The sequence below is a fragment of the Caldisphaera sp. genome, assembly GCF_046536515.1.
In the GTDB taxonomy this organism is placed as follows: Archaea; Thermoproteota; Thermoprotei_A; order Sulfolobales; family Acidilobaceae; genus Caldisphaera.
In genome coordinates this window covers 1-26,243 of sequence record NZ_JAWDMQ010000020.1, presented here as the reverse complement: position 1 = coordinate 26,243, position 26,243 = coordinate 1, and the positions used below count along the sequence as shown (strand labels likewise).

Below are 26,243 nucleotides of genomic sequence, written 5' to 3'. Positions count from 1 at the left end.
TTCTTTGCAGATGGAAGCGGTTCAAATGCTATGAGAGTGAACTTCAGTTATCCAAGCGTTGATAAGCTTAAAGAAGGAATTAAAATAATTGGAGAAACTGCAAAAGAAACCATAAAGTAATCTAAAAATCAAACATTGCTCTTTTCGATTTTGTTTATAGTATTTAATATCTCATCTATCATTAATCTACCCTTTTCCAAAACATTTTTGTGCTTCTTAAGAAATTCTATTCCTTTGTCAGTTATATAATATTCTGTAAGCTTTTGTCCCCTATTATTGCTTTCTCTTTTTGCATTAATCAAACCTTTATTAGACATAACTTTTAACAAAACATAAACATAACCTGGAGAAAGTTCTTCTCCTATTTTTAATGAAATTTCTTTATTAATTTCATATCCATGTATTGGCTTTTCATAAAGCATCTTTAATATCATTAATGATATTATTCCTTTTAGCATCTTTTTTCTTTCTTTAGGCATTTTTAACACTCTATTTAACTTAAATATTCTATCCCTTAAATAATTTTTATTATCGTAAAATATAAAATTTGTGTTTATATTTTTCTGTTAAAAAATACAACAGGGATTAAAATTGAAAGGAGCAGTGTTTGATTTAGATGGAACGCTTGCCAGCACAGCTAAGGCGCATAAAATAGCATGGGAACTTTCATTAAAACAATTAGGATTCGAATTAAATATAGATATGGAATCTTTATTGGGCAAAAGAGCTATGGATATTGCGTTAATTTTAATAGAAAAAGCAGGCATAAAAGAGGTAAATAAAAAGAACGAACTAGCAAAAAAACTGCTAGAAATTAAGAGCTCCATCTTTGCACCTTATATTATGAAATATGCTGAACCGATGCCATGTGCTACACAACTAATAAATAATCTCAGAGAAAAGCATATAAAGATACTTATTGTAACTTCATCATTAAAAATTACTGCTTTAAAGGTATTAGAAAAAATAAACATTAATCCAGATGTTTTAATATCTGGTGATGATGTAATCAAAGGAAAACCAGACCCCGAGCCCACAATTTTAGCATTACAAAAGTCATCTTTAAGGCCAGAAGACATAATTTTTGCAGTTGGAGATACAATATATGATATTATTTCATTTAGTGAAGCAAAAATAAGGAAAATATATCTAACAAACGGGGATATACGTGTACCCATTGATGAAAATTTACTAAAAAGATATAATACAATTAAAGTGAATTCTCTTTGTGATATAAAAGAAGCAATAAACCTTGCTTTTTAATGTTGATAAAAGATTTTAAGTAAAATACACTGGCTTCACGGACGGAGTCTATGGTGCATAAAGATGAAAAACATATTAAATAACACAACAGGTAAAATCTTATAATCAATAAGAAAACTCTATATTTCATTGTAGAACTTATCAGATTAACATTTACAAAGAAGTTAATCCTTTAGAGTTCTGCCTTTATTGTGATTAATAGTCACTTTTAATGACCATTATTCACAAGGCCTCATCACTCCTCTTCTCCTCCCCACGCCTAGGTTAGGGAGTATGGACTCCCAGCCACGACATGGGGAGTTTCATTGGGTGCCTTCCTCCACCTCTCGACTGCTCATTGACTTCATTGTGGCACCTTCCGATTTAATGATAACGGAAAAAGTTTATAAATTTTTCCGTTAACATATGGTTCAAGTTATATTTCACTCAAAAATATCATCAATGGGTCATGACAAATATGGAGACCCTAAATACGCAATATAGCGTTAAAAGGATTAAAAATAATTAAAAATAACGAGTAGTTACGTAAAATGTTACAGACCTCAAGGAATACTTCAAAGCATGGACAGATTTTATATAATTATTAATCATTGCACTTCCAGTAAACTTTTATCTTCCTTTGACCTCTTAGCATAAAATCTTCACATAATTCACCGTTATTTACCATCATAACTAGAGATTTATAGATACCTTTTAAGGAATATTTCCCAAGATCATTCCATATTTCATATGCAGTTCTTTTCCTGTTATCAGAAAACAAATTCATGATATCCCTTCTTAATTTTGTAATTTTTACAGTTTCTGATAAGTAAAATCTTCTTTTTCCAGTAATAATCGCTATGCCATCACCTTCTATTTTTGCCATTGAATATGCAACCGATGCTAATGGTTTTAAATTTAGGCCTTTTTTAGACAGTTCTATTATAGATTCTAAGGCTTCCTTTGATGAAACTTCTGATATTTTAATTTTATATTTAGAATATTTTAAAATTTCTGGCAAATCTGTATAACGTAACTTAACAGCTATTATTTCATAATCTTTAAAATCGTTTCTTAGTTCCTTTAACTCTTGAAAACCTTTAGCTATGGCATAAACTAAAATACCGGATTGCGCTGGTACATATATTTTATCTGCCTTCGGTTTTGTCTCATAAATCTCGTAAGAGATGGTCTTCAATCCCTCAATTGTATAAGGATTTTCATAAACTAATCCATATTTATAATTTTTGTCGCTAAACGATATCTCTGAACCAAGTTTATTTATAACAATCAAATCCTGAGGATCAGCTTGATCTGGTACTACTTCTACTTTTAATTTTATACCAGCTTTTTTAGCGTAATGAGAAAGAGAAATAGTAAAATCTTCCTCATAACTAGTTTCGATTGTTTTATTATTAAATACAGATAACAGCAGAGAAGAAGCTCTATCAGTGTAAACTCCTGTGGGGTTATTTGTTTCCAACTTACTTAAAATACCATTTATTCTTTTTATAGGCGTTAAACCCTCATTTAAAGTTACAACTTTCTGAGTTTCTGGGAGCATAGATTTATACCTCCAAATAGATGGAGTATTTGAATCGATACTCCATTTAAAATCAGTATAAACTATCTGCATAAGTCCTTTGCACTTAGGACAGAAAGTGAGTTCTTCTTCTGTTTCATAACCACATTTTATGCATTTAAATTTATAGTTTTTATCTTTCAACTTTATTCCCTTACCTCTATATTTATCGAATTGCATAGTATTTATTAAAATAATTTATTTTAAACTATAATTCATTTACTAAAATGGAGTTAGCATATTTTTCTAATTCGTAATAAAACTCTTTATCATAGGCTATTAATTTTATCATATCAAAATAATCGTTCTCTTCAACAAAATGCTTTATTTCTTCCAAAAGAATTTTTGCACCCAAATTATAAGGAATTCCTCCAACTCCAGTACCCATACCTGGAAAAGCTATAGATTTTATTTTATTTTCTAATGCTAATCTTAACGCAGCTCTTATAGCTAATCTAACATTATATTCTGTTGTTATTTGTCCAGGATATTGCATTGTAGGAGAATGTATGACATATTTAGCTTTTAATTTTCCTGCACTAGTTAAAACTGCTTTACCAACATCAATAGGAGAATATTTTAACGCTTCTTCTTCAATTTTAATGCCTCCTTTCTTTTTTATAATTCCTGCAACTCCTCCTCCCATAATTAAATAAGAGTTTGCTGGATTAACTATGGCCTCTGTTTCTTCTTGAGTTATGTCACCAACCTTAATAACTATAATTGTATTATTCAGTTTAAACGAACGCATAACTTCTACCTATTTATTAATTTTCTACTAGAGGAAATAAGATTGCTTCGAAATTTTTTAATAAAAATAATAAAAATTTTTTAATCAATATTGATTGAGCTAGCAACCTTGCTCTTCTTACCTCCTCTTACTTTAAAATAAAAGGCTTGTCCTTCTTTTGTCAAAGTTCATTTAATTCATCAATAGCTTTTGCTTTCACATCATCCAAATTTTCAATAATTTCAGTTAATGTGTTATATTGATTTATTAACATATAGGAAAGGTGACCCTTAGATAGGCCATATGATTTTTGATCTAAGTAACCATGCTTTACTATAACAGCTTGAGCGCCTAGCTGCATGATTGCATCCATTGTAACGTCTTTACCTACCTTAAATCCAGGATTTTCGTATTGTTCTACAACTTCTTGTTCTTCATCTATAATAGCTAATATTTCTCCTTCATCTAACGGTTTTAAATTCTGAGTTTCATCATAAACCAAAGCAATTCTCATATCTAATGCCCAATTAATTTTAGAATTCAAAAGTATATATATCTAGTTGCTATTATGAATCACTTATAAAATTATTATATATTTACTTATTTTTATTCAATAATTTTAATGTACTATTCCATACCCTATCGTTTATATTTATACCTTCTTTTGACACTCCTTCTTTTATTTTGTTCAAAAATTCTATGTAGCTTAGCGATTCCCTTACTGTATTTAGATCAACATTTGCAACCTTCCTTGTTGTAGGATCTAACAATCTTACTATTTCCTTTATCTTTCCATCTTTTCCCTCTACTCTGTAGACATCTAGTTGTCTTAAGTTTAATAACTCGATTAATCTCTTATATTTTGTATATATTTTATTGTTTCCCGTCACTTTCGTTTCACCTTCTTTACCTTTGTTATTCTGACACTCACCAATATAAAAAGGTTTATCTGATATTGGTGATAAAATGAAAAAAGAATATTTAAAGGTTACATTAAATCTAAATCTAATAGCAAAAGAATTAAACAGCATTAATAAGAAATACATAACAATAAAAGAGTTTTCAAAATATTATGGCACATCACATAAAACATCTGGAAAAATACTAAAAAATCTAGAAAAAATGGGCTACGTAAAAAGGTATTCATCTACTGCCTATTTTATTGTTGGAGACTCTACCCAATAATAGAGATATTATAGACAAAAAAATCCAAAAAAATGAAATTCCTAGATATGCAAGCGAATTGAACTTAATATATGCTATAATAGATAAAATAAAAGACGTAATAGATAGGAAAAAAGCTATAAAACTAATTAACTTTAATCCTTGTATTTTATCCATCATTCTTCACTTTTTTAAAAACCATTCTCTTCCTATCATAATTTGGTATTCTTTCTACTTTTGACTCCCTAACTAAATCAGACAAGGCCATCCTTAAAGGCCTTGAATCTCCTTTCCAATCTAATAGTTTTTTAATCTCATCAAAAGTAAGGTTACTGTTTTCTTCCAATAAAAATAAAATTTTATTTTTTATTTCCTGAATATCCAAAATCTTCCCTCTCTAAAGGTTACTGTTTTCTTCTTTTAGTATATCCCCAACAATCTCAATGGCTTTTGCGAGCAGATCTTCCTCTATTACCAATGGTGGGGCAATTCTTATTGATGAAACACCAGAACCTATTACTAAGACTCCACGTTTAAATGACTTATCAAGAATTCTGCCTAATTCTTTGGACGCAGGTTCTTTAGTCTTTTTATTTCTAACAAGTTCTACACCTATCATTAGACCTTTTCCTCTAACATCTCCTATTATTTCTAATTCTTCTTTAAGGTCATTGAAGTATCTAAGAACCATATCACCCAGTTTTGAAGCCCTTTCTGCCAATTTTTCTTCCTTTATAGTATCTATAACAGCTTCCATAGCTGCTAATGCAATTGGATTTCCTCCAAAAGTATTCGCATGACTACCTTTTTTCATAGTATCCATTACTTCACTCTTTGCAACTATAGCTCCTAATGGTAATCCACCTCCTATAGCTTTAGCCATTGCTATAATATCGGGAACTACATTCCAATTCTCAATTGCAAACCATTTACCAGTCCTAGCTATGCCTGACTGTACTTCATCATCAACTAGAAGTATTTTATATTTGTCTGCAATCTTTCTCAAACCAGGTAAAAAATTATCTGGAGGAACTATGTATCCACCTTCTCCTTGTATTGGTTCAACAAATATTGCTGCAACTTCTGTTGGCTCAACCAGCTTAGTAAATATCCAATCTTCTATATAACCTAAAACAGATTCTCCACACTCTTTGGGGTCATCAGTGTTAAAAGGACATCTATAAGTATAAGGATATGGAACATGAATTACTCCTGGAACTAAAGGAGCATAATTTTCTCTATAATGAGCTTTACTTGCTGTTAAAGATAATGAACCCATTGTTCTTCCATGGAATGCTCCTAAAAATGCTATAATATATTGCCTTTTACCTTCATGATAATATCTGGCTATTTTTAAGGCTCCTTCTATGCTTTCAGTTCCACTATTTGTGTAAAAAACCCTTCCATTTTTTATTGGGACAACAGACAATAGTTTTTCAGCACTTTTTACAGCTTCTTCATAATAAAAATCTGTTAAAGAATAATGTTGTAACTTTTCTGCCTCACGCTTTATTGCTTCAACAACCTTAGAATGATTATGACCCAAAGCCATAACAGCAATGCCAGCATTCATATCTATATATTTATTGCCATCAACATCTTCCACAACGGCCCCATGACCCGTCTTTATAACTAATGGATACCATCTAACATATGATTGCATTAATAGTTTTTGATCTTTTTCTATTATATTCCTTGCCTCAGGTCCTGGAGGTTCAACTTTTATATCTGGAACCCTTTCCATAACAGATCACTCTCCTATTAATCTTATATAAGTATAGAATATTATATATATTAAGGATAAAAGTAAACTAACCCACCTTCATGGAAAGGGTATCTGGTGCAGAAAGATGAAAGAGTATGAATTTGAATTAATTGAAGAATACTACTTAAATGGAGAACACAGATTTAGATTAAAAGAGAAAAAGTCTAACATCATATTTAATGTTTCTGCTGATAATCTAAAAGAAGCAGCAAAAAAGGCCAGCCAAATGCTATCAGGACTTAAAAACCAGTAAGAAGCTTTTAATAAAATAATAACGAGTATTTACCCATCTTGCAACCGAAAGCCTCGCCCTTTAGGGCGGAAAGGAGGTCAGATTTCATTCCCAATACATTTCAATCTGAATGTTTTATCTTCCATCATTTTCTGATGGCCCTCTAACCTTAATAGCTTCTCAACTTATTTTCAAATCATTATTTTTATATTATAATAACTTAGCTAATTCATTGTGATGAGATTTTATGAATAAAAACAATTGTTCAACCTAAATTTTATATTATTTTTCTATCTGATATAAGAGATTTTGATTCAATGGTTCTGTGGGGCCATATGCTGGAATTAATTATTTGAGTTTCATCTCCGATTATTACATTATTACCCAAATGACTATTAATTATTTTTACATTAACTCCTATTTTGACATGCCTCCCAACGATGCTTCTTTCTACAATAGCACCGCTTTCTATGAGGCTTCTGTCCATAATAATTGAGTTTTTAACTTCATTATCCCCTTTTATTACAGTATAGTTGTCTATAACTGATGAGACCATTTTTACATTTTCTCCTATTTTGACATGCCTCCCTACTAAATTTTTTCCTTCAAATTGAACTTTATTTGTTGCTATCTTTTCAATCAATTCTATGTGATCATTTTTCGATCTTTTACTCTTCCCTTGCATATACACATTTTTATATGTAGTTTCAACATCCAGCCTTTCCCTTTCTATGTTATTCAAAAGATAATATGATGCTTCCATAAAACTATCTAAAGTCCCTACATCAAACCAATAACCATTACTAACATATCCCATAACTTTATATTTCTTAGAAATAAGATATGGTATCACATCTTTACCAAAGTCTCCTTTACCTAATTTAAGCATTTCATTAAACTCTGAAGATCTCAAAAACTTAACAAAATCTTTAGATAACACGTAAATTCCTGTATTTACCAGTCTTGAAGGTAATTCTTTTGGATTACTTGGTTTCTCAATAAAGTTCTCAATTTTCATATTTTCATCAACTTTTGCAACTCCAAATTGCTTTAATTTTTCTGAATCTGTTATTTCCTTTAAAACTATTGTTATAAATGCATCGTTTGACTGATGAAATTTATATAGATTACTAACGTTAATGCTTGCTACAGTATCACCTTGGATAATTAATACATCATCCGAGATATCGTAATAGTCTGCCATAATTTTTATAGAGTGAGCGTTGCCAATACTGTCTTCATTTGGCTGATACCTTATTTTTATTATTTTGTTCTCATTATCAATTTTAACCCTAAACCTTTCACCTAAATGATCATAAACATCCCTATAATTGTAAAATCCACTTACTCCTAGAAATACCTCATTAATTCCTCTATAAGCCAACTCAGATAAAGTGAAGTCTATGAGAAAATTATTTAAAAATCTAACCATAGGTTTTGATGTATCTACTGTTAAAGGATAGAGTCTTGTTCCTAAACCTCCTATTGGTATCAATGCTTTTTTTATTGATGTAATTTATGTTCACCCATTTATTTATTATTATCAAAAAGCCCTTATATTTTAATTCCCCAATATAACATATATTTTTTATAAATAATTATTCATTATTAATTTCTAATAACATGGTATCTGACCCACTGAAATGCAAGGCTTTCAGATGTAATGGTAAATATTATTAAAAATTATAGCACCAATAATTGATGTAAGTAGTGACATTATAACTATAGATGAAAATTCCATATCATTTAATATGGAATAAGTTAACCCTATACTACCTACTACTAAACCTATTTCACCTCTTGGTATCATACCCATTGAAATTGCAAAACTCGATTTATGGCTTTTCGTAGTAATATATGCGAATGGATAAATTCCTAAAATCTTAAAAATGATTGCTAAAGCAGTTAAATAAACACTTAAAAATATTCCTAATAAAGATAAATTAACTAGGTTAACCTCTAGACCCACAACAACGAAAAATATGGATCCAAATATGCTTAGCAATACATCTACATTCTTCCTTAAAATTGCGACCTTTTTACTTTCAGCCATAGACACTCCTGCTATATAAGCTGCTATTATTGCAGAAAAACCCAATGTTGTCATAATTGCTGTTAAGCCAAAAATAGTTACTAATGATGCCTCAAAAGCATATTTATCATTAATCCTATTGAATATTCTAGGTATTATGAAAACAGATATTGCAAATATAATAACCCAAGCAATGCTATAAAAAAATACTATCCTTATTATGTGTCCATAACTAAAGCCTCCTAATGTACTTATTGCTAATGCAACAGATAAAATAATTAAAGAAACAACATCATCAAATGCTCCAGCTGTTAAAATAAAATCTATGCCTTTTCCTTTTAAATTCAATTCTTTAATCAATGATGAAACGACTGCAAGACTTGTTGCACCTAAGGCTGATCCCATAATTAAAGCTACATTAAAAGATACAAAAAATTTTAATAAAAATGTTCCAAAAATAAATGGAATTGTTGCTCCAAAGATAGCTCCCAATATTCCCCATATACCAGATGACTTTAGAGATAATATGCCAGATTCTAAACCACTAGAATAAATCATTAAAATTACAGAAAATTCTGAAAATAAAAGAACGTAATTATTAATGCTAAAGAGATTTAAATTAATAATTTTATTTATAAATCCTCCTATTAAAAAAGGCGATATTATTATACCTATTGTTAGCTCTCCTACAACTTTAGGAAACCTATATTTAACTGATATACTTCCCATTAATGCAGCAAACAACATTATTAACGATAATTCAAGTAGTGCTGTTAGTATTTCACTAAGCATTTATATCCCCCAAAAAAAATTGAAAATCAAATAAATAAAAGTTTTCACAAATTATAAGCTTTTTAAATAATTGTTTTCTAAGATTTCTGCCATAAAATGTTAAACTTATATTCTTTTATTTTTAATATATCTTATAAAATGCCCTACAGAATAGGCTTCTAGGGAGGAAACGTAAACTACCCTGCCCTCACGGACGGAGCTTTGGGGTTTCCAGTGGACTTCACGACACACCTTCATCTCCCCTTTAGGGTGTTTACATACCCCCGACCCATACCTCTCGTTAAGGCATGGGCTATGTTTATAGACGCGTTCAAGTCACGGTTATATATAAGTCCACACTTAGGGCATTTAAACTCTCTACCTTCCACTCGGGTAACATAACCGCACCTATGACATGTTTTGGACGTGTTCTTAGGATTGATATAGATCACCTTAATGCCCTGCAACTTAGCCTTATACTCTATCATCTTCTGCAATTTCCTGAAGGGTAAGGAGTGAAAACTTCTGTTGATCTTCTTACTTCCCGTAAAGTTATTCCTAATACCTGTGAGCTTCTCCATAACTATTACTGGTGAAGGGAATTGTTTAGCGTATTCCACAATCTTCTTGGAGATAACATGGAGTTCATGGTTAACTATCATTACCTCTTTTCCTCTCAACCTTTTAATCAGGTCAAGCCTCCTCTTCTCATATAGTCTCTTCCTGATATTGAAGTACTTGTGTCTAACTTCCTTGATTTTTGTCCCTTTGAAGAAAGTACCCTTTACAGGTTTACCGTTAACTAGTGAAACTACTGTAGTTAAGTTCTTTTCACCCAAATCTATTCCTATAGGTGTTTGTGGTTCATAATCCTTGAAGGGTTTTTCAAGGCTGAAGTATACATACCATTCACCATCTCTCTTTATGAGTTCAACTTGTTGTAAAGACCATTCGCTATGATCTGATAGAGCGTCCTATATCATCTGTCTTTGTCTTTCTCCGAATTGCACTGGATACCACACACCATCGCCGTCTAGCTTAAGATATAACCAATAATATGTTAACTTAGTGTCCCTCCTCACAAGTTTGAAAGCACGGTAGTTCACTCGTATTGATACTTTATGTATGTTGAATTCTCTTTCCTCATTTACCTTAACCAGTTCTACTGCCTTATCTCTAGCTGTTTCTGTTAGCGTAGAAGATAGACCAAACCTTCTCCTAGCTTCCTCGTATCCTTTTTTCTGGAGAAGTTTCTTATCCTTGATATTAAAAGAAGCAAAAAACCTTATTGCATTTAGGTATTTCTCTAGAATAACGTTTAGTTTATGTCTCTTCTCTTTATTAGGGTTTAGAATCTTTCCTTGTACTGCTATTTTTATATCTGCTTTCAGAGTAGCACCCGTAAAAGGGGTGTAACCCTTGAGACCTTAGGAAACCCTCGCCCTTTAGGGTGGGGAGGAGGTCAGATTCTTGGTTAAATTAGTAGATGGAAAACTAGAAAATGGAAGATGGTTTGATAAAAATAAAATAAATTCAATCGATACTTATGAAAATGTTAAAAAAAATATTAAAATATGCATTCAAACTTCAAAATGTTTAGGTTATATTAAAACTATTATAATTTAAATCCTTATTTAAGCATTTAATCTTAATGAAAAATTAACTAATTTGGGAGGGCCAAAACTATTGGTTAGCTTTAGCGAAGGCAAAAAGAGATCATTTATAGCAGCTATAATATACATAATTTTAGCTATATCGAAAATATTACTAGGAATAATTTTTGCAAGCTTAATTATATATGCTGATGGAATACACAACATAGCAGATTCTCTAACAGGATTTGTTGTCTATATTGGCCTCTTTTTTGCTGAAAAATATCCCTCCGAAAAATACCCATTTGGGCTATATAAGGCTGAAAATTTAGCATCTTTATTTGTAGCAGTGGCAATAGCTTATGCTGGATTTGATATAATAAGACAATCTATTTTTACTAATGAAGGCAAAATCAGTATGCCATTGCTTTTAATAAGTGTAGAACTAGTTTCAGCAATAGCAACTTATTGGTTAACAAGATATTTGCTATCTACTCCTGGAATCAAATTGGATGCAATTAATGCAGAAGGGGTGCATTCTTTACAAGATGCTCTAACAAGCATTGCAGTAGTAATAGGGATAATTGGTGAATGGTTTAATATAAGATATCTGCCTGAAATAATAGGCATCGGTATAGGAGGATATATATTATTACAATCATATCAAATCGGAAAGGATTCTGTTCTTACACTATTAGATAGAGGAGATGAAAAAGCAACTGAAAATATAAGAAAAATTGTATTAAGTATAGAAAATGTCATAGGTGTCCATGAAATAAAAGTAAGGAAGGCAGGCCCATTCTTGTTTGCTACAATGCATTTAGAAGCGCCACCAGCTTTTAGCGTAAAAGATGCTGATAGGCTAACCGATGTTGTGGAAGAAAAGCTTAGGAAAGAAATTCCTTCATTGTTATATGTTTCAATTCATATAGAACCTGGATCGTATACTGGAAAATGGAAGTTAGCTATATTTGAAGATGAAAAAGATATGATAGCTAATAATATAGAAAAAATCAAAAAAATTAAAATTTTAAACACGTCCAACATGGATATTGAATCGATAATAGATAACATTAATTTGACTAGAGGAAGTATGAGTAATATTTCACAAATGTTAAGAGAAAAGGGGGTAAATGCAATAATATATGCTGGTAATGAAAACTTGTTGGCATTAAAAGCATATGGAATAGAAGTTTATTATACTAATGAAATAGATGAAAGAAAGGCAATTAACTTATTTAGACAAGGAAAACTTATTTCTAAATAAACAAATTTAAAACTCATAAAATTAATTACTGAAGTTATCTACAATTTTTCGGATTAGAAATTTAAACCCAGAATTATTTGTTTCAAAAGGCAAAGATAGAGGGGCGGATGAGTTGGAACAGTTTTAGAAGCAGTTGACGTAGCATTCGCATACAATAAAAATACAATATTCAATCACATAAATTTAGAGGTAAGAGAAAACCAGATAGTTTCAATAATTGGTCCATCGGGAGTTGGAAAATCAACTTTACTTAGAGTATTGGGAGGATTTTTGAAGCCCACTGAAGGGAATGTATATTTGCTTGTACAAAAGATAACAAAGCCTACACCAAAAATAATGCTAGTCCATCAGTCAATAGTTACTTTTCCTTGGATGACGGCACTTGAAAACGTAATGCTTGGCCTAAAGCATAGAAACTTATCTAAAAACGCGGCCAAGGAAATTGCTAAACAAATGCTGGAAACTGTTGGCTTAGAAGGATTTGAAAACTTTTATCCTAAAGAACTTAGTGGGGGTATGAGACAAAGGGTTGCTATAGCAAGAGCACTAGCAGCTGACCCTTTAATTTTACTTATGGATGAACCGTTTGCTCATTTAGATGAACTAACAGCTGAATCTCTAAGAAAAGAACTTTACGACATACTTTTTAATGTTAATACAACGCTTAAAGGAGTGGTATTGGTTTCACATAACTTAAATGAAGTTGTCGAGTTATCAGATTTTGTTTACATATTAAATGGACACCCTGCTACTGTTATTGGTAAAGTTAAAATAGACTTAGAAAGACCTAGAAACCCAAGAGATCCTAAATTCTTTGAATATACTGATATGTTATATGATTATACTATTCCATCAAGGTAGAGATAATGAATATATACGAATTAATAATATTAGCAACTTTGGCATCAACGGGAAGAGTATTTGGACTAATTTTGCTATCAATAGTGACAGGTTGGATTTTTGGATATATCTCAATAAAGAGTAAATTGTTTGAGAGCATTTATATAGGTCTTATTGAAATATTAGAGTCAGTTCCTGTTATATCGTTTTTCCCTGTTGTTTTGATATTTTTTATTTACCATATAGGAGGCTATATTGGAGCCGAATTAGCTGCAGATTTCTTAATTTTTACAGCTGTTGTTTGGAATATATGGATGAGTATTTATCAAGCTTTTAAAACAGTACCATTGCCTATGCTTGAATCAATTGAAAATTTAAGATTAGGCCTAATAGACAAACTTAAAAAGTTATACATTCCGTTTTCGATGCCTAAAATTGCTGCAAATCTAATACCATCATTCACTGACGCGTTCTTTTATATTACAGTAAGTGAAGTTTTTATAGTGGGAACAAACTCTTTTCACGTATTTGGTATAGGATCTATAATTATAGATTTAATAAACAAAAATGCCTTCAGCCTAATTTATTTCTCTTTAGCTGTTCTAGGCATTATAATAGCAATAACAATTTTCGGTTTAAGAGAATTCGCAAATCAGGCTGTTGCAAAATATTCATTAGAAAGTGAAATACCTATACCAAGATACAGTAGGATAAAATATTTGGCAAAGTTTTATACACCATTAACTGCACCAGCTAGAAGGATAGGTAACATTACTACTAGATATTTAGCATCGCCTATGAGAAGAACAATAAAACTAAGGAAATTAGAAATGGAAGAAGAACGAGGTAACTTAGTCTATAAAATTATAGGGGCAATAACAGGTTTAGTTATTTTATCTTTGTTAATTTACGGAGTTTACAGTATTTTATCATCAACCACATATAAACTTTGGATTTATTTATTAAATAACTCTTTATATATATTAATAAACATAGCATATGATTACATAAGGGTTAGTTTAATTGCAATCACATCATTTTTAATTTCTCTGTTTATTGCTTATTATTTAGCACTACATAAAAAAACTGAAGCTACAGCAATACCTGTTATTCAGGTTATTGCAGCCTATCCTCCTCCTACTTATTTTCCAATAATATTTGCTGCTTCATATACAATTATAGAAAGGTTTTTAAGCTATTTATCTGTCGAATTTTTTGTATTATTATTAGGATTTTTAAGTACATTTTATTATATATTTTATGCTATGTGGCTCGGAATAAAGGCTATACCACAAGAATATTGGGAGGTTATGGATAATTTTAATTTGAGCTATTGGCAAAAAATGAGATATATTATACTTCCGTCTACGTTCCCATATATGATTAGCGGTCTTTCATCTACAATTAACAGTGCATGGGGGGGACTAATGATAGGTGAATATTGGCTAAATTTAAATGGCCACAATTTAGAGGTAAGACATGGATTAATGAAATTAATAGATATTTGGACATATCAAGGGAACATTACCTTAGCTGCTTGGGCATCTTTCTTATTTGGCATTGTTGTTGTAATATTTGCCATATTATTTACTAAAAAAATGATGGATCTGGCAAGAAAAAAATATGTCATAGAAGAAGGGATATTTGCCGCCTAACATACTTTCCGTTTTTAGTAAGTTTACATAGCCTTAAGGATTAACTGAAATCCTACCAACTTTAAAGTATTCCCTAAGGTCTTAAGGTTAGACCTTTATAGCTATTCTGTTATGTTTTATATAATAAAAGTTATATGTTTTTTACTAATAACAAGATTTTACAAGAGAAAACCTCTCCCTTTAGAGCGGATAGGAGGTCAGATTTTGCTTTCTTAAATATGTTTAAAATTTAAATTTTATGCCTGCTTTAAAAGTAGAAATTTGTTGTTTCTTTTTTTATATATATATAATTTATTGATCAGTATTAATTGCAATATTAACATAAATTTTCATTAAACATTAGAGTATTGCTTTATATATTCATTAATTAAATTATCTGGATTAGCATCATATGCAATAATTACTGCTTTGTTTAGAGATCTAAACGCTGATATCATTCTTGGACCCATACCAGCCGTTATTATTACATCAACATCCTTAATTGTATTTAAAATATCTATATGCTTCTTCGCTTCTTCAGGTGAAGTTACACTTTCATCTTCATGTTCATGATGATAACCATAATGATGACCATGAAAATCTTCCGTATATTTTCTTTTTCTAAATTCTTTATTAATAACTTTACTGTTAGATAAATCAACATAATAAACTATAAAGCCAAGAGATCTTCCAAAATGATCAGACATGGTTTCTCCGTCATCTGAAGGCACAGCAATTTTTATCAAACTTCCTTGATCCAATCATATTCACCTATATAAATAATTTATCTATTTTAAATTATAAACTTTTGTATTTATGAGCAATTGAACAAAAAATCACAAATCTTGTCTTTCAAAACTAAATAAGATCTAATACTTAAACATTACTTTTAAAAACTCTCCTTTTAACAGAGTATGCACAATCGAAATATGAGGTACACCTTACCTCAACTAACATTAAATGATAACCATATAACTCCATATGGTTAATTCTTATAGGATGAATAGTTTAAGCCAAAATTTATTCCTATAACACTTGTTTAAGTAAATCGTATGTATAAAATTTTAATAAAAAGGAACTTAATAAATAAATAATAGGGTTAAAGTTGAAATGGTTAGAAATTAATTTAGAGATAAAAAGTAATGATCCTGAAAAAATAAAAATGATTTTATCAAATTTTGTTTATTTTTTGGTAAAAGACTTTAAAGTAATGTCTAATAAGAAGGGCTCATGGCATTATATCTGGGAATCTATTCCATGGCCAAATACGCTAAGAATTAGATTTTATAGTAACAATGAAACTATTGAAAAAATAAAACAGAAATTCGAAATAGAATATGAAAATTTTAATAAAAGAAATCCTGATCTATTAGGACAATACGTTTATGGCAACAACGGTGTAGAGGGTGAAGAGTATAAAGGTGAAGTAAATTATTATGGAACAAAAGGATGGAAACTAGTTATGAAAATGCTTGAATTTGGTTCTGAAGTAGGGCTAGAACTCATAAGAAATAAAGATTTGTTAGAAAGCGATGAATATTCTGGATCTTATCCTGGAAGTATAGACCTATATGCAGATAGGTATGTTCATTTATTTTTAAATCAATTAAACTATTTTATCAAAGAAAGCGAATTTCTAATGAAACAGCTTCCATTTAGATACTATGTTGAAAAAAATGGAAAAGTCCCCCAAGAAGCTTTTTTAGTAGAGACGGATATTATGATAAAAAATTATTTAGAAAAGGTATCTAGCAAATATGATAAAAAACGTATGTCGTTAATGTATAAAGATGATTCCTTATAAAAAATTATTACAATTATTTTCGGCCTTAAGAATAAGTTTTCAATAATATTTTAATTTAAAATATTAATATCTATTCAGTTTTTAATTAAGTCAGGACACTTTCTCATAACCTCATCAAGGTTCTTTACCATTAGTGTTTCTGATAACCATTTGTCTATATCTTCTCTATGTTTTTCTTTATAATCTATAGATAATTTTTTAACTGCTTGGAAAAATTCAGGTAAAGAACAAGCCTTACCTAAATTTTTACCATTATCATTAAAATAAAAGCAAAGCTCCTCTGGTAATGTCATATTTATCAAAAAATCACATAAATTTTCGCTAACTTTTTCCTTTATCTTTAAACCCAGCATATCTAATGCTATTATAAATGAATGGAATGCTTTTTCATAGCCTCCCATAGGATTAAAATAATTATGCACCTCTCCTGTTGGACCATATTTAGTTGCCATATAATAAAGGTGATCGCTAATAGTTAATTTTCTAAAAGTTTCTAATAAAATTCCTCCAAATGGTTTTGAATAATAATAAAGCCTCCTTAGAGAATTAAATGCATCCCTTTGCAATGGATTGCCCAGCCATGCACTTAAATCTCTTTCATCAGCCCAACTGATAGTTCTCCATGGAGGGACATCATAATAATCGTCAGATTCTCTTGCTTCACTTATGTTTGCAAATTTTAAATTATCAAATTTTAATATTTCCTTTGGCAAATAATCTAAAAAATCATATATACCAGTAGAAGGATTATGATGCTCTCCAAACGTTTCATAATCAATTGCTATTAATAAAAATTCGCCAGGGGTAGAATTTATCCAATACGAATATTTTTCTGCTGTTAAAGGGTATTCTTCCCATTTATTATTACTAAACCTAAAACCTATATCATCACTTAGTCTGTAATTTCTGAGGACAATTTTATGGTCGCACAATGGATTCTTATAGACCTTATTTGGTGATCTACCATTTAATATAAAATCAACCCCTTCTGTTACAACAACTTTATATCCCATGTTTTTTAAAAAGCAACCTATATCATTATTGTATATAAATTCAGTATTCTCTGCTGACTTGGGTTTATAACCAATATTTTCTTCTATTGAATCGGCTTGGATCTTGATTTGCTCATAAAATTCCTTTTTATCAATAAACCATGATAATGAATGATAATAAGTTTGAGCTAAAAACTCAACTCTTTCTGAGCTTGCTAAATCCTGAAAAAGCTTAATAACATCAATATTACTTTCTTTAAGCTGTTCCAATAAAACTCCAGATATACTAAAGTTAACTTTAAAGCCTTCATATTTTTCTATGTTATTTTTTATAATTTTTGTTGCATGCCGATAAGTTTTTTCTGTAACCCTATCTAATATAATTTTGTTGCTATAATTATCGAAGAGATCATTTAAGTTATCAGGCATTGAAGTTGGAGTGAAATCGTGTAGCTTCTTTAGTCTAATCGGCTGGTGCATTTCAAATAACAAAGCAATATCCAAAGCAAGCACCTTGTTTATTTAATGTTATTAAGAATTATAAAATTTATTTTCTATTAAAGCGTTCTATAATAAGACATGACTCTTGCCTTTTCATAACATGATTTTAATTGTTCAATTTGATTATTTATTCTAAAATTCATATCAACTTTATTTATTGCATTACTTCTGATTTCTTCTGGAAGCATATTATTTTTCAAAGCCATATCCCTAATAGAGTCCATTGGTATCATATTAAAATTCATATACCACATTAAATTTGCAATAGATTCCATAGCTAATCCGAGTTCATAAGTATCTTCAGGCTTAACAAGCAGGCCATTCCCTTTACCACTTCTAATATCATCAACTATTTCTTTTAACCCCCCTACAGAGTTAGCTATAACAGGAGTCCCTTGAGATAATGCTTCTATAGCCACTAATCCAAATGGTTCCCATCTAGAGGGCATAACTAAAGATGCAGATACCCTAAATAATGCCTTATAAGCATCCTCATGGATTTTTGTAGTAGTTATTATTGCCCTCCCCCTTCTTTCTTCTAATAAATGCTTAATGTATTGTTCATATCCATAATCTCCCACCGATACTCCTAATATAACTAAATTTACAGAAGGCGCATAATCTAAAGCTCTTATAGCTAAGTCTATTCCTTTTTGAGATGTAAGCCTTCCTACAACCAACATTATTGCCTTTGAAGAATCGTTTATGTCATAACCTGACCAACTTGAACTTCTAATATAATCTTTGATAATATCCCATGCAATCTCCTTTCCAACAAAACCATATTTTTCTTGAATCCACTTTTCAACTTTCTTAACATCCCAATCTGTAGTATTATATACAACACAAGATTTTCCTTCTATCCAGTTTCCATATCTAGAAAAAAGCTCTTCGGTTAAATAAGACCTGCTCACTGTAGAAATAAAATCTGAAACATAAACTCCGAAAGCCTCTACATTTCCGTTTAACTGATTCCAAAGCTTTTCATATAACATCGGCTCATGCTTAGAAACTTTCCATATTTTGTGATAGTTATTATCTAAACCTGCCCACTTATCAGATGCATAATGCCATGGAAAATTAGGGGATCCTGATAAATGTATAGTATAAACCAATGGTACTGAAATACCTCTTTTTTCTAACTCATCTCTTAATGCTATTCCAGATAATACTGTGTGCCAATCATTTATGTGAATTAAATCAGGTGGATTTTCATGCCATGCAAAAATCTTAACAGACCTTGTAAGTAATGCTGATTTCTCTTCTACATTAGAATATACGTTCCATGAATCAAAAATTATGCCTGTATAATAATCTAGTCCTTTAAACAATATTATCTTGATACCATTAATATTTGCTTCTTCAGCTCCAATGCAATAACTATAATTTTTACCATCTAAACCAGTTCTTTCACCGCATGCTGTAAAATTTAATGGAGTAAAGTTATATTTAGATCTTATTGATAAATCTAAATGCCTTCCATGCGAGGGCATTATAATTGTTACATCTATGCCTTCCTTACTTAATGCCCTTGAAAATTGATATACAGCTTCTCCTAAGCCACCTACTTTAACTATGGGAGAATATTCAAAAGTAATTATCCAAACTTTTCTAATCTTTCTAGGTGCTATCAGTTTATAATTTTGCAATTCTTTTCCCTCTTAATTTGTGTTTAGTATGGCTTAAAAGAATTGTATAGGATAAATGGGGCTTTTAAAAGGATTATTCATTGTCTTAGGTAGGCAACCTAGAATATACGTCTTCAAGTTGTTTTTAAATTTAAATTGTATTTTTCTAACTCCAGTGATTCTAGTAAATATGTTTCCAGCTGAGAGCCACATTCTATCCCAATATTTTCTCCCGACCCTTGCTGAATTGTGCTTTAACTTAGGACATCTTACCCTTACATAGTTTTGTCCTAATATATATGGGGTGTGACCATATCTTGCAAATATAATTTTTATATTTTTAATTTTATCAATATTATATTCACATAAATCATAATGAACCCTTGCATATGCCATTGATAAATTATATCCATCTTTTTTCTTATTAAAAATGAATGTAACAGGTTCTAGTTCGCTTTTCCCATCTCCTTTTTTAAATGAAAATGAAAACCAATTGTATAATGTTAGAGAATATAACTTGAGGCTATTACCATTAGATAATATTGAAGGCCATACATAAATCGCTACATCATCAGGGTTTACATTCAAAGGCAGCTGATATTCCAAATTATATTCAAATATTAGTTTGTTAAATAAGTCTGTAGCCAATTTTTTTAAATCTAGAATATAGTAAATAATATTTTCCCTTTTAATTCCTCTTTCTATTTGATCTTTTAATTCATTTAAACATTTTGGAATATAACCCCCTGTATCATTATCTTTATAGTTGCTAATACATTCATCTATTAGTTTTTTTGCCCAAATTTCATCATTTTTCTCTTTATTTATTGAAATCATTACTTAATCATCCTACCGTGTAATATATTCTCTTCTTTGTTTTACCTCTATTCTCAACATTAATAACTTTTATCTTGCCTATCTCACATGTGTTTTTAACATGAGGACCTCCATCTGCCTGCAGATCAATGCCTGTAATCTCAACTACCCTAAACTTATCAACGCTTGGAGGCATCTTTTCTGCTAGCTTTATTATCCCAGGTATCTTCATTGCTTCATCTCTAGGCAGCCAATAGATTTTAACCTCAACACACTTTTTAATTAAATTATTAGTCTCTTCTACGGCATCTAATAATGCTTTTTTCCAATCACTTACATTAGTTAAATCAAAGTCGTCTTTAGCTGATTCGTAATCTATGTGACCCCCCGTAATTTTGGCTCCATACTTATTATACATAACAGAAGAAAGTATATGGCTAGCTGTATGTAATTTCATCATTGTGTATCTTTTTTCCCAATCTATGTAGCCTTTTATTTCATCACCTAATGAAATGTTATCAGTATTTTCCAAATAATGGGCAACTTCTTCATTTTCCTCCATTTTAACGTCTAAAACTTTAATTTTGTGCGTATTCTTCTTTAATTCAATAAAGCCTGTGTCTGCCGCTAATCCTCCAAAAGGGCCTGGATGAAAAGCCGTTTGATTCAAATACACCTTGTTACCATCTATTTTTGTAACAACTCCTTCGAACTCTTTCATATATGAATCTATCTGAAATAGTAGTTTTGCAGCCATTTTCTTGCCTCAGCATTAATGCTGAGTTAGAAAAATAAAACGTTTACTTTTTTAAAAGCCGCCGGCGGGACTTGAACCCGCGACCACTGGCTTTCTCTGCGATTTCGGTTTTTCACATACGAGGCCAGCGCTCTACCTACTGAGCTACGGCGGCCCATTCTTTTCTAATTTTTAAAACTACTTTAATCTTTTACTCAATGAATTAGGTATATGTATCCCACCATGTGTTCATTATAAATAGTTTACATAACATGTTTTACTAATCATTAATAGATTTAAATCTTTTCTTACCTGTTAACTTTGGTGCAGAAGAGTTGGTAGATTATTCAGGTAAAATATCTTATAGATCACAGTCTTTGAGGCCTTCTGAAATCAGGGAAATCCTAACATTAACAGAAGGAAAAAGCATAATAAGCTTAGCGGGAGGCTTGCCAGGGCCAGAAGTTTTCCCAAAACAACAATTAGCAGGTATAGCTAAAAGGGTCTTGGAAGATTTAGGAGATAGTGCATTGCAATATTCACCAACTTTAGGTGTCACTCCTTTTAGAAACTCAGTTGCATCATTTGCGCTTTCAAAGGGGATTAAGGTTAATGAAGACGATAGAGTTGCGGTAACAACAGGTAGCCAAGAAGCAATATACTTAATAGGTCTATCATTAATAGATCCTGGAGATAATATTATAGTGGAAGCGCCAACATACCTTGCTGCACTAAACGCATTTAGATTTTTTGGAGCTAATTTTATTTCAATACCATTAGACGAAGATGGAATGAAAGTTGAAATGATAGAAAAAGAAATCAAAAAGGCTAAGGACTCAGGAAAAAAGATAAAAGCAATATATACGGTTGCAACAAGCCATAATCCAACAGGAGTTATTATGAGCGATGATAGAAGAAAACAACTAATAGAAATTGCAAATAAATATGATATATTAATTATAGAAGATGATCCTTATGGATTCTTTGTATTTGATACAGACAAAAGGTTTACCAGCTTAAAAACATTAGATACAGAAGGAAGAGTAATTTACATGGGTACTTTTAGTAAAATACTTGCACCAGGTTTAAGGTTAGGATATATTATAGCAAACAAATCTATAACAGACGCTATAGAGTCTATGATAACAATAACGGCCATAAATCCTAGTACTTTATCCCAATATATTGCTATGTATGCTATAAAAGAAGGTGTAGTTGATGAAACAATAGAAAATGCTAGAAAAGTTTATAGGAAGAAAAGGGATGTACTTTTAGAATCTTTGGAAGAATACATGCCAAGCGGTTCAGAGTGGTATAAACCTAAGGGAGGTCTATTTGCATTTGTTTATTTGCCTAAAGAAGTAGATACTAGCGAGATGCTTCCAAAAGCTATTGAAAGAGGTGTAGCATATGTTCCTGGAAGGAACTTCTTTGCAGATGGAAGCGGTTCAAATGCTATGAGAGTGAACTTCAGTTATCCAAGCGTTGATAAGCTTAAAGAAGGAATTAAAATAATTGGAGAAACTGCAAAAGAAACCATAAAGTAATGGTTCCCTGCTCCAGACTATCATCATATTCTCAGATAGCCTTTTTCGGACATCCCATTACATTTTATTAGTTTTCTGTTATATATTAGTATGCTTTTTTGATTTAAAAATGAAAGCTATGAAATTAAAATCTTTCTTTATTTCATAATTTTTTGTTAAATTTACCATTTTATTAACTTCAGCAAATTAATTATAGTATTTTTTATAAAAAAATTTAATATGTGGGAATTTAATAGGAAAATATAAATATCTGTCCCTTAAAGATATTAGTGGGGAGATGTGATGGAATACCAATATTGATCTATCGTAATTTTTATCCTTTAAAGGTAGTCTATTTTAAAAATTTAGTTAATTACAATAATTTTAAAAATATTTTAAAAGGTGATCTTAATGGAAACTGAGACAGAAGACCTTAGAATTTTAAGAAACAAAATAGATGAGATAGATAAGCAAATAATTAGTCTATTGGATGAAAGGATATCTGTTTGTAGAGAAATAGGAAAAATAAAGAAATTAAATAAAATAAAAATAACAGATGAAAAAAGAGAAATGGAAATTTTATCGAGAGCAGGGGATTTTAAGGGGATATACAAAGAAATAATAGACATATGCAAAAAAGCACAAGGTGGTTACGATGAAGTTTGATATATATGAGTTCTTTAGTGAACTAAGTAAAAATAAAGCAAAAATAAGAATGGATGCAGGAGATCCTGATATAGAACCAAACGATGTGATAATTAATGAATTGATTAAAAACATTAAAGATTTAGGGTACGCACCATATAAAGGGTTAGATGAATTAAGAGATATCATCGCTGAATATCATAAAGTTGATATTGATAACGTAATAATAACCCCTGGATCTAAAGCGGCTATATCATCATTGATATTGTTTTCAAAAAAGGTTAATTTAATATCACCCTATTGGTCTGGATACGAATTTTCAGCCAATTTATTTAAAAAACAGGTTTCTATTATAAACACTAAATTTGAAGAATCCTGGGAGCCAGATTTTAATAAGGCAGAAAATGATGCAACGCTAATAATAAACTATCCGAATAATCCTACAGGAAAAGTTATAACCCAAAAAAAGGTAAAAGAATTAATTGATATATCTTTAGAGAAAAACTTAACCATAGTCTCCGATGAAGCCTATAGAGATATTGTTTTTGATGGATTCAGATTTAAATTAACAGATTTCATTCTACAGAATTCCGTATCAGTTTTTAGTTTTTCAAAGACATTTTCGATGCCTGGGCTTAGATTAGGTTATGCTGTTGGAGATAAACAGCTAATAAACAAAATAGGTGAATTTATCAAGGCTAACATAACTTCTGTTCCTAAGTTTTCTCAAAGAGCAGCTATAAAGGCTTTAGAAATGTGGGAATCTATTGCGGATCAAGTTAAAAATACTTATTATAAAAGACTTACCTTATTTTTAAATAAAATTAATAATAAAAAATTCGTTTATATAAGACCATCAGGTACTTTTTATGTATTTCTAAAACTCAATGGTTTATCTGGAACTGAACTTGCATATGCTTTAGCAAAAAAAGGTCTAGGAATATTTCCTGGAGAGGCTTTTGGAAGAGAATTTGAAAATTTCATCAGGGTTTCACTAACAACTAAAGAAGAAAACATACCATTAGCTGCTGAATTAATAAATGAATCAGTTGAAGAACTTGATGTAGGAAAATACATTAACTAAAATATCTAAGGCGAGAAAATGAAAATAGGAATCATAGGCTATGGTAAAATGGGACAACTTTTTAATAGGCTTTTCGAAAAAGAAGGATATGATGTTATGATAAATGATTTAAAAATAAAATCAATAAGCTTTAAAAAATTAATAAAAGATAGTGATTACATAATGATATCGGCAAGCCATGACAGTAGTAAAAAAATTATTAATAAATTGGCTAAAATGTCTAATAATGGAAATTTAAATAATAAGTTAATTTTTGATATATCTACTTTTAAAAAAGAATTAATAAATTATTATAATAAATTCTCTTCTAATGTTTTGTTGAGCAGTGTACACCCATTATTTGGAAGCGGAATAAAAGATCCAAAAAAACATTATATAGCAATAATTCCTATTAGCAAAAATGATGGATCGAAGCTCGTTGAAAATTTATTTTCAAATATAGGATTCAATACTTTTTATGTAGATTATAAAACTCATGATGAAATAATTGCATTAACTATAGGGTTATCTTATATAATCGGTTTATCAGTTAACAGAATATTATCATTCTATGATAAAAATATGGTGGAAAAATTATCAGGGACCACATTTAAATATTTAAAGAATCATTATTTATCCATTTTAAATGATTCTTCAGACTTTGCCAATTATATATTAAAACAACAAGAAGTTAAAGATATTTTAAAGAATTATAGAAAAGTCTTATTAGAATTATTAAACGACAAGAAAAGAATTAGCACATTAAACAAGATTTATTTAAATTACAGCGAAAAAGAAATAAAGTCAGCATATAATAAAATGTATCGTTGCATTGAGAGTTATTAGTTATTTTCAATAAAATATTAATGGGCTGTGAGGAAGCTCGAAAGGGTTGATAAAATAATGATATACCCACGCAGGTCTGAGCCCTCTATAACTTTTTTGATTTCCATATATGTTAATAAGGTTTTATATTAACTATTTAATTTGGATCAGAATTGATTATGCCTAAAAGGTTTGTGAAAAACTCGTCATTAGCTATATTACATTGAGAGATTACGTTAAGAAGGGCTACATAAGACCAGTGGTAACTCCAGGAAATAAATAAATGTTTGAAGAAGCTAACGACAAGTTATCTAAAAGGATTTCTAGAACTGTATGGAAAACAATTCACCACGTGCTTAAATATAAGGCCCGCTTTATGGCTCTTTTGTTAAAGAAGTGAACCCTTACCTCACATCTAAGTTTTGCCCAGATGTGATGGGTTTCCCGAAAGGTTAGTAGAACTTAAAAGTGAGAGGTGTGGTTTCACTTTAGATAGGCATCTAAATGCATCATTAAACATTTAACTCAAGATGTGTGGGTTTTCCCACATCCGTGGAATATGACTGATGTAGGTTGAGGTTATCCCGCTAAAGGGGCGGAGGGGTGTGAATGGGCATTTCCCCATGACTTCCATGAAGTCCAAGGGCGTAGAGCTTGGTATCAAACGTTATCAAGCCCTATGAGACCTAAACCCACTTAAATATTTTAGCCTCTTATCATATAAAATAAAAAGGTGTGGATATTGTCTTTAACAAAGCTAGGAATTAAAGGCCTCGACGATATTTTAAACCAAATATACAGAGGATCAATAATACTGGTAGCAGGAAATCCTGGTACTGGAAAGACGACAATAGGT

Annotated in this window: 27 protein-coding genes, 1 tRNA gene and 3 pseudogenes; 15 read left to right on the top strand and 16 right to left on the bottom strand. The window is 30.4% G+C overall.

Annotation, left to right across the window (positions count from 1 at the left end):
• Positions 1 to 128: 128 nt before the first annotated feature.
• On the bottom strand, positions 129 to 479 hold the full coding sequence (locus RXO53_RS04400) for a PadR family transcriptional regulator (protein WP_410713040.1): 351 nt from the start codon (positions 477 to 479) through the stop codon (positions 129 to 131).
• Positions 480 to 591: 112 nt separating this feature from the next.
• On the opposite strand from RXO53_RS04400, the gene RXO53_RS04395 reads away from it, so the two are divergent.
• On the top strand, positions 592 to 1,263 hold the full coding sequence (locus tag RXO53_RS04395; protein ID WP_410713039.1) for an HAD family hydrolase: 672 nt from the start codon (positions 592 to 594) through the stop codon (positions 1,261 to 1,263).
• A gap of 583 nt (positions 1,264 to 1,846) precedes the next feature.
• Here RXO53_RS04395 and RXO53_RS04390 read toward each other — a convergent pair.
• The 4 genes from RXO53_RS04390 to RXO53_RS04375 all read right to left on the bottom strand — a co-directional run bounded on the left by RXO53_RS04390 (position 1,847) and on the right by RXO53_RS04375 (position 4,444).
• Positions 1,847 to 2,968: a threonine synthase gene (locus RXO53_RS04390; protein ID WP_410713038.1), complete on the bottom strand. Its 1,122-nt coding sequence runs from the start codon at positions 2,966 to 2,968 to the stop codon at positions 1,847 to 1,849.
• Positions 2,969 to 3,032: 64 nt separating this feature from the next.
• Positions 3,033 to 3,575: a macro domain-containing protein gene (locus RXO53_RS04385; RefSeq protein ID WP_410713037.1), complete on the bottom strand. Its 543-nt coding sequence runs from the start codon at positions 3,573 to 3,575 to the stop codon at positions 3,033 to 3,035.
• 160 nt (positions 3,576 to 3,735) lie between these two features.
• Positions 3,736 to 4,098: a hypothetical protein gene (locus RXO53_RS04380; RefSeq protein WP_410713036.1), complete on the bottom strand. Its 363-nt coding sequence runs from the start codon at positions 4,096 to 4,098 to the stop codon at positions 3,736 to 3,738.
• A gap of 52 nt (positions 4,099 to 4,150) precedes the next feature.
• Positions 4,151 to 4,444 carry a hypothetical protein gene (locus RXO53_RS04375; protein ID WP_410713035.1) on the bottom strand — a complete coding sequence of 98 codons (294 nt, stop codon included), beginning with the start codon at positions 4,442 to 4,444 and terminating at the stop codon, positions 4,151 to 4,153.
• Positions 4,445 to 4,520: 76 nt separating this feature from the next.
• Here RXO53_RS04375 and RXO53_RS04370 point away from each other — a divergent pair, with 76 nt between their 5' ends.
• On the top strand, positions 4,521 to 4,739 hold the full coding sequence (locus RXO53_RS04370; protein WP_410713034.1) for a hypothetical protein: 219 nt from the start codon (positions 4,521 to 4,523) through the stop codon (positions 4,737 to 4,739).
• Positions 4,740 to 4,887: 148 nt separating this feature from the next.
• Here RXO53_RS04370 and RXO53_RS04365 read toward each other — a convergent pair whose 3' ends face one another.
• A complete protein-coding gene (locus RXO53_RS04365; protein WP_410713033.1) occupies positions 4,888 to 5,103 on the bottom strand; it encodes a hypothetical protein in 216 nt (71 codons plus the stop codon).
• Between the two features lie 12 nt (positions 5,104 to 5,115).
• Positions 5,116 to 6,462 carry an acetyl ornithine aminotransferase family protein gene (locus RXO53_RS04360; RefSeq protein WP_410713032.1) on the bottom strand — a complete coding sequence of 449 codons (1,347 nt, stop codon included), beginning with the start codon at positions 6,460 to 6,462 and terminating at the stop codon, positions 5,116 to 5,118.
• 106 nt (positions 6,463 to 6,568) lie between these two features.
• Here RXO53_RS04360 and RXO53_RS04355 point away from each other — a divergent pair, with 106 nt between their 5' ends.
• Positions 6,569 to 6,736, top strand: a complete 168-nt coding sequence (locus RXO53_RS04355; RefSeq protein ID WP_410713031.1) for a hypothetical protein — start codon at positions 6,569 to 6,571, stop codon at positions 6,734 to 6,736.
• Positions 6,737 to 6,992: 256 nt separating this feature from the next.
• On the opposite strand, the gene RXO53_RS04350 is transcribed toward RXO53_RS04355, so the two are convergent.
• From RXO53_RS04350 to RXO53_RS04340, 3 genes and pseudogenes are all read right to left on the bottom strand, one after another.
• Positions 6,993 to 8,210, bottom strand: a complete 1,218-nt coding sequence (locus RXO53_RS04350) for a sugar phosphate nucleotidyltransferase (protein WP_410713030.1) — start codon at positions 8,208 to 8,210, stop codon at positions 6,993 to 6,995.
• Positions 8,211 to 8,369: 159 nt separating this feature from the next.
• The gene (locus RXO53_RS04345) at positions 8,370 to 9,539 is read right to left on the bottom strand and encodes a cation:proton antiporter (protein WP_410713029.1); all 1,170 of its coding nucleotides are present in this window, start codon (positions 9,537 to 9,539) and stop codon (positions 8,370 to 8,372) included.
• A 233-nt stretch (positions 9,540 to 9,772) separates the two neighbouring features.
• A pseudogene (locus RXO53_RS04340) lies at positions 9,773 to 10,459 on the bottom strand (RNA-guided endonuclease InsQ/TnpB family protein); the annotation flags it as partial.
• A gap of 529 nt (positions 10,460 to 10,988) precedes the next feature.
• Between RXO53_RS04340 and RXO53_RS04335 the strand changes: the two are divergent.
• The 4 genes from RXO53_RS04335 to RXO53_RS04320 all read left to right on the top strand — a co-directional run bounded on the left by RXO53_RS04335 (position 10,989) and on the right by RXO53_RS04320 (position 14,872).
• Positions 10,989 to 11,144: a hypothetical protein gene (locus tag RXO53_RS04335; RefSeq protein ID WP_410713028.1), complete on the top strand. Its 156-nt coding sequence runs from the start codon at positions 10,989 to 10,991 to the stop codon at positions 11,142 to 11,144.
• A gap of 42 nt (positions 11,145 to 11,186) precedes the next feature.
• Positions 11,187 to 12,377, top strand: a complete 1,191-nt coding sequence (locus RXO53_RS04330; RefSeq protein WP_410713027.1) for a cation diffusion facilitator family transporter — start codon at positions 11,187 to 11,189, stop codon at positions 12,375 to 12,377.
• A gap of 177 nt (positions 12,378 to 12,554) precedes the next feature.
• Entirely contained in the window at positions 12,555 to 13,238 is a 684-nt protein-coding gene (locus RXO53_RS04325) for an ABC transporter ATP-binding protein (RefSeq protein ID WP_410713042.1), read from the top strand.
• A gap of 5 nt (positions 13,239 to 13,243) precedes the next feature.
• Complete coding sequence (locus RXO53_RS04320; RefSeq protein ID WP_410713026.1) at positions 13,244 to 14,872, top strand: ABC transporter permease subunit; 1,629 nt, start codon at positions 13,244 to 13,246, stop codon at positions 14,870 to 14,872.
• Positions 14,873 to 15,204: 332 nt separating this feature from the next.
• Here the strand turns inward: RXO53_RS04320 and RXO53_RS04315 are convergent, their stop codons facing one another.
• Positions 15,205 to 15,612 carry a NifB/NifX family molybdenum-iron cluster-binding protein gene (locus RXO53_RS04315; protein ID WP_410713025.1) on the bottom strand — a complete coding sequence of 136 codons (408 nt, stop codon included), beginning with the start codon at positions 15,610 to 15,612 and terminating at the stop codon, positions 15,205 to 15,207.
• A 344-nt stretch (positions 15,613 to 15,956) separates the two neighbouring features.
• Here RXO53_RS04315 and RXO53_RS04310 point away from each other — a divergent pair, with 344 nt between their 5' ends.
• Positions 15,957 to 16,655 (top strand): hypothetical protein, encoded by a 699-nt coding sequence (locus tag RXO53_RS04310; RefSeq protein WP_410713024.1) that lies wholly within the window; start codon positions 15,957 to 15,959, stop codon positions 16,653 to 16,655.
• Positions 16,656 to 16,729: 74 nt separating this feature from the next.
• Here the strand turns inward: RXO53_RS04310 and RXO53_RS04305 are convergent, their stop codons facing one another.
• The 5 genes from RXO53_RS04305 to RXO53_RS04285 form a co-directional block, all read right to left on the bottom strand.
• The gene (locus RXO53_RS04305; RefSeq protein ID WP_410713023.1) at positions 16,730 to 18,151 is read right to left on the bottom strand and encodes a glycoside hydrolase family 57 protein; all 1,422 of its coding nucleotides are present in this window, start codon (positions 18,149 to 18,151) and stop codon (positions 16,730 to 16,732) included.
• 53 nt (positions 18,152 to 18,204) lie between these two features.
• On the bottom strand, positions 18,205 to 19,797 hold the full coding sequence (locus tag RXO53_RS04300) for a glycogen/starch synthase (protein ID WP_410713022.1): 1,593 nt from the start codon (positions 19,795 to 19,797) through the stop codon (positions 18,205 to 18,207).
• Between the two features lie 33 nt (positions 19,798 to 19,830).
• The gene (locus RXO53_RS04295; RefSeq protein WP_410713021.1) at positions 19,831 to 20,613 is read right to left on the bottom strand and encodes a hypothetical protein; all 783 of its coding nucleotides are present in this window, start codon (positions 20,611 to 20,613) and stop codon (positions 19,831 to 19,833) included.
• A 7-nt stretch (positions 20,614 to 20,620) separates the two neighbouring features.
• The gene (locus RXO53_RS04290; RefSeq protein WP_410713020.1) at positions 20,621 to 21,349 is read right to left on the bottom strand and encodes an alanyl-tRNA editing protein AlaX; all 729 of its coding nucleotides are present in this window, start codon (positions 21,347 to 21,349) and stop codon (positions 20,621 to 20,623) included.
• A 56-nt stretch (positions 21,350 to 21,405) separates the two neighbouring features.
• Positions 21,406 to 21,503, bottom strand: a tRNA-Thr gene (locus RXO53_RS04285).
• A 160-nt stretch (positions 21,504 to 21,663) separates the two neighbouring features.
• Between RXO53_RS04285 and RXO53_RS04280 the strand changes: the two genes are divergently transcribed.
• From RXO53_RS04280 to RXO53_RS04250, 7 genes and pseudogenes are all read left to right on the top strand, one after another.
• On the top strand, positions 21,664 to 22,875 hold the full coding sequence (locus RXO53_RS04280) for a PLP-dependent aminotransferase family protein (protein ID WP_410713019.1): 1,212 nt from the start codon (positions 21,664 to 21,666) through the stop codon (positions 22,873 to 22,875).
• 390 nt (positions 22,876 to 23,265) lie between these two features.
• Positions 23,266 to 23,520 (top strand): chorismate mutase, encoded by a 255-nt coding sequence (locus RXO53_RS04275; RefSeq protein WP_410713018.1) that lies wholly within the window; start codon positions 23,266 to 23,268, stop codon positions 23,518 to 23,520.
• A complete protein-coding gene (locus tag RXO53_RS04270; protein ID WP_410713017.1) occupies positions 23,510 to 24,583 on the top strand; it encodes a pyridoxal phosphate-dependent aminotransferase in 1,074 nt (357 codons plus the stop codon). The genes RXO53_RS04275 and RXO53_RS04270 overlap by 11 nt, the downstream gene beginning before the upstream one ends.
• Positions 24,584 to 24,601: 18 nt before the next feature.
• A complete protein-coding gene (locus RXO53_RS04265) occupies positions 24,602 to 25,408 on the top strand; it encodes a hypothetical protein (RefSeq protein ID WP_410713016.1) in 807 nt (268 codons plus the stop codon).
• Between the two features lie 187 nt (positions 25,409 to 25,595).
• Positions 25,596 to 25,667, top strand: a pseudogene (locus RXO53_RS04260) (IS607 family transposase); the annotation flags it as partial.
• A 3-nt stretch (positions 25,668 to 25,670) separates the two neighbouring features.
• Positions 25,671 to 26,070: pseudogene (locus RXO53_RS04255) on the top strand (zinc ribbon domain-containing protein); the annotation flags it as partial.
• 50 nt (positions 26,071 to 26,120) lie between these two features.
• Positions 26,121 to 26,243 (top strand): ATPase domain-containing protein (locus RXO53_RS04250; RefSeq protein WP_410713041.1); only part of this gene is annotated, 123 nt, incomplete at its 3' end.

Coding starts and splice junctions, on each gene's coding strand:
- RXO53_RS04400 (WP_410713040.1), bottom strand. CDS start 479: ATGCCTAAAGAAAGAAAAAAGATGCTAAAAGGAATAATATCATTAATG.
- RXO53_RS04385 (WP_410713037.1), bottom strand. CDS start 3,575: ATGCGTTCGTTTAAACTGAATAATACAATTATAGTTATTAAGGTTGGT.
- RXO53_RS04370 (WP_410713034.1), top strand. CDS start 4,521: ATGAAAAAAGAATATTTAAAGGTTACATTAAATCTAAATCTAATAGCA.
- RXO53_RS04360 (WP_410713032.1), bottom strand. CDS start 6,462: ATGGAAAGGGTTCCAGATATAAAAGTTGAACCTCCAGGACCTGAGGCA.
- RXO53_RS04355 (WP_410713031.1), top strand. CDS start 6,569: ATGAAAGAGTATGAATTTGAATTAATTGAAGAATACTACTTAAATGGA.
- RXO53_RS04345 (WP_410713029.1), bottom strand. CDS start 9,539: ATGCTTAGTGAAATACTAACAGCACTACTTGAATTATCGTTAATAATG.
- RXO53_RS04320 (WP_410713026.1), top strand. CDS start 13,244: ATGAATATATACGAATTAATAATATTAGCAACTTTGGCATCAACGGGA.
- RXO53_RS04295 (WP_410713021.1), bottom strand. CDS start 20,613: ATGATTTCAATAAATAAAGAGAAAAATGATGAAATTTGGGCAAAAAAA.
- RXO53_RS04290 (WP_410713020.1), bottom strand. CDS start 21,349: ATGGCTGCAAAACTACTATTTCAGATAGATTCATATATGAAAGAGTTC.
- RXO53_RS04275 (WP_410713018.1), top strand. CDS start 23,266: ATGGAAACTGAGACAGAAGACCTTAGAATTTTAAGAAACAAAATAGAT.
- RXO53_RS04270 (WP_410713017.1), top strand. CDS start 23,510: ATGAAGTTTGATATATATGAGTTCTTTAGTGAACTAAGTAAAAATAAA.
- RXO53_RS04265 (WP_410713016.1), top strand. CDS start 24,602: ATGAAAATAGGAATCATAGGCTATGGTAAAATGGGACAACTTTTTAAT.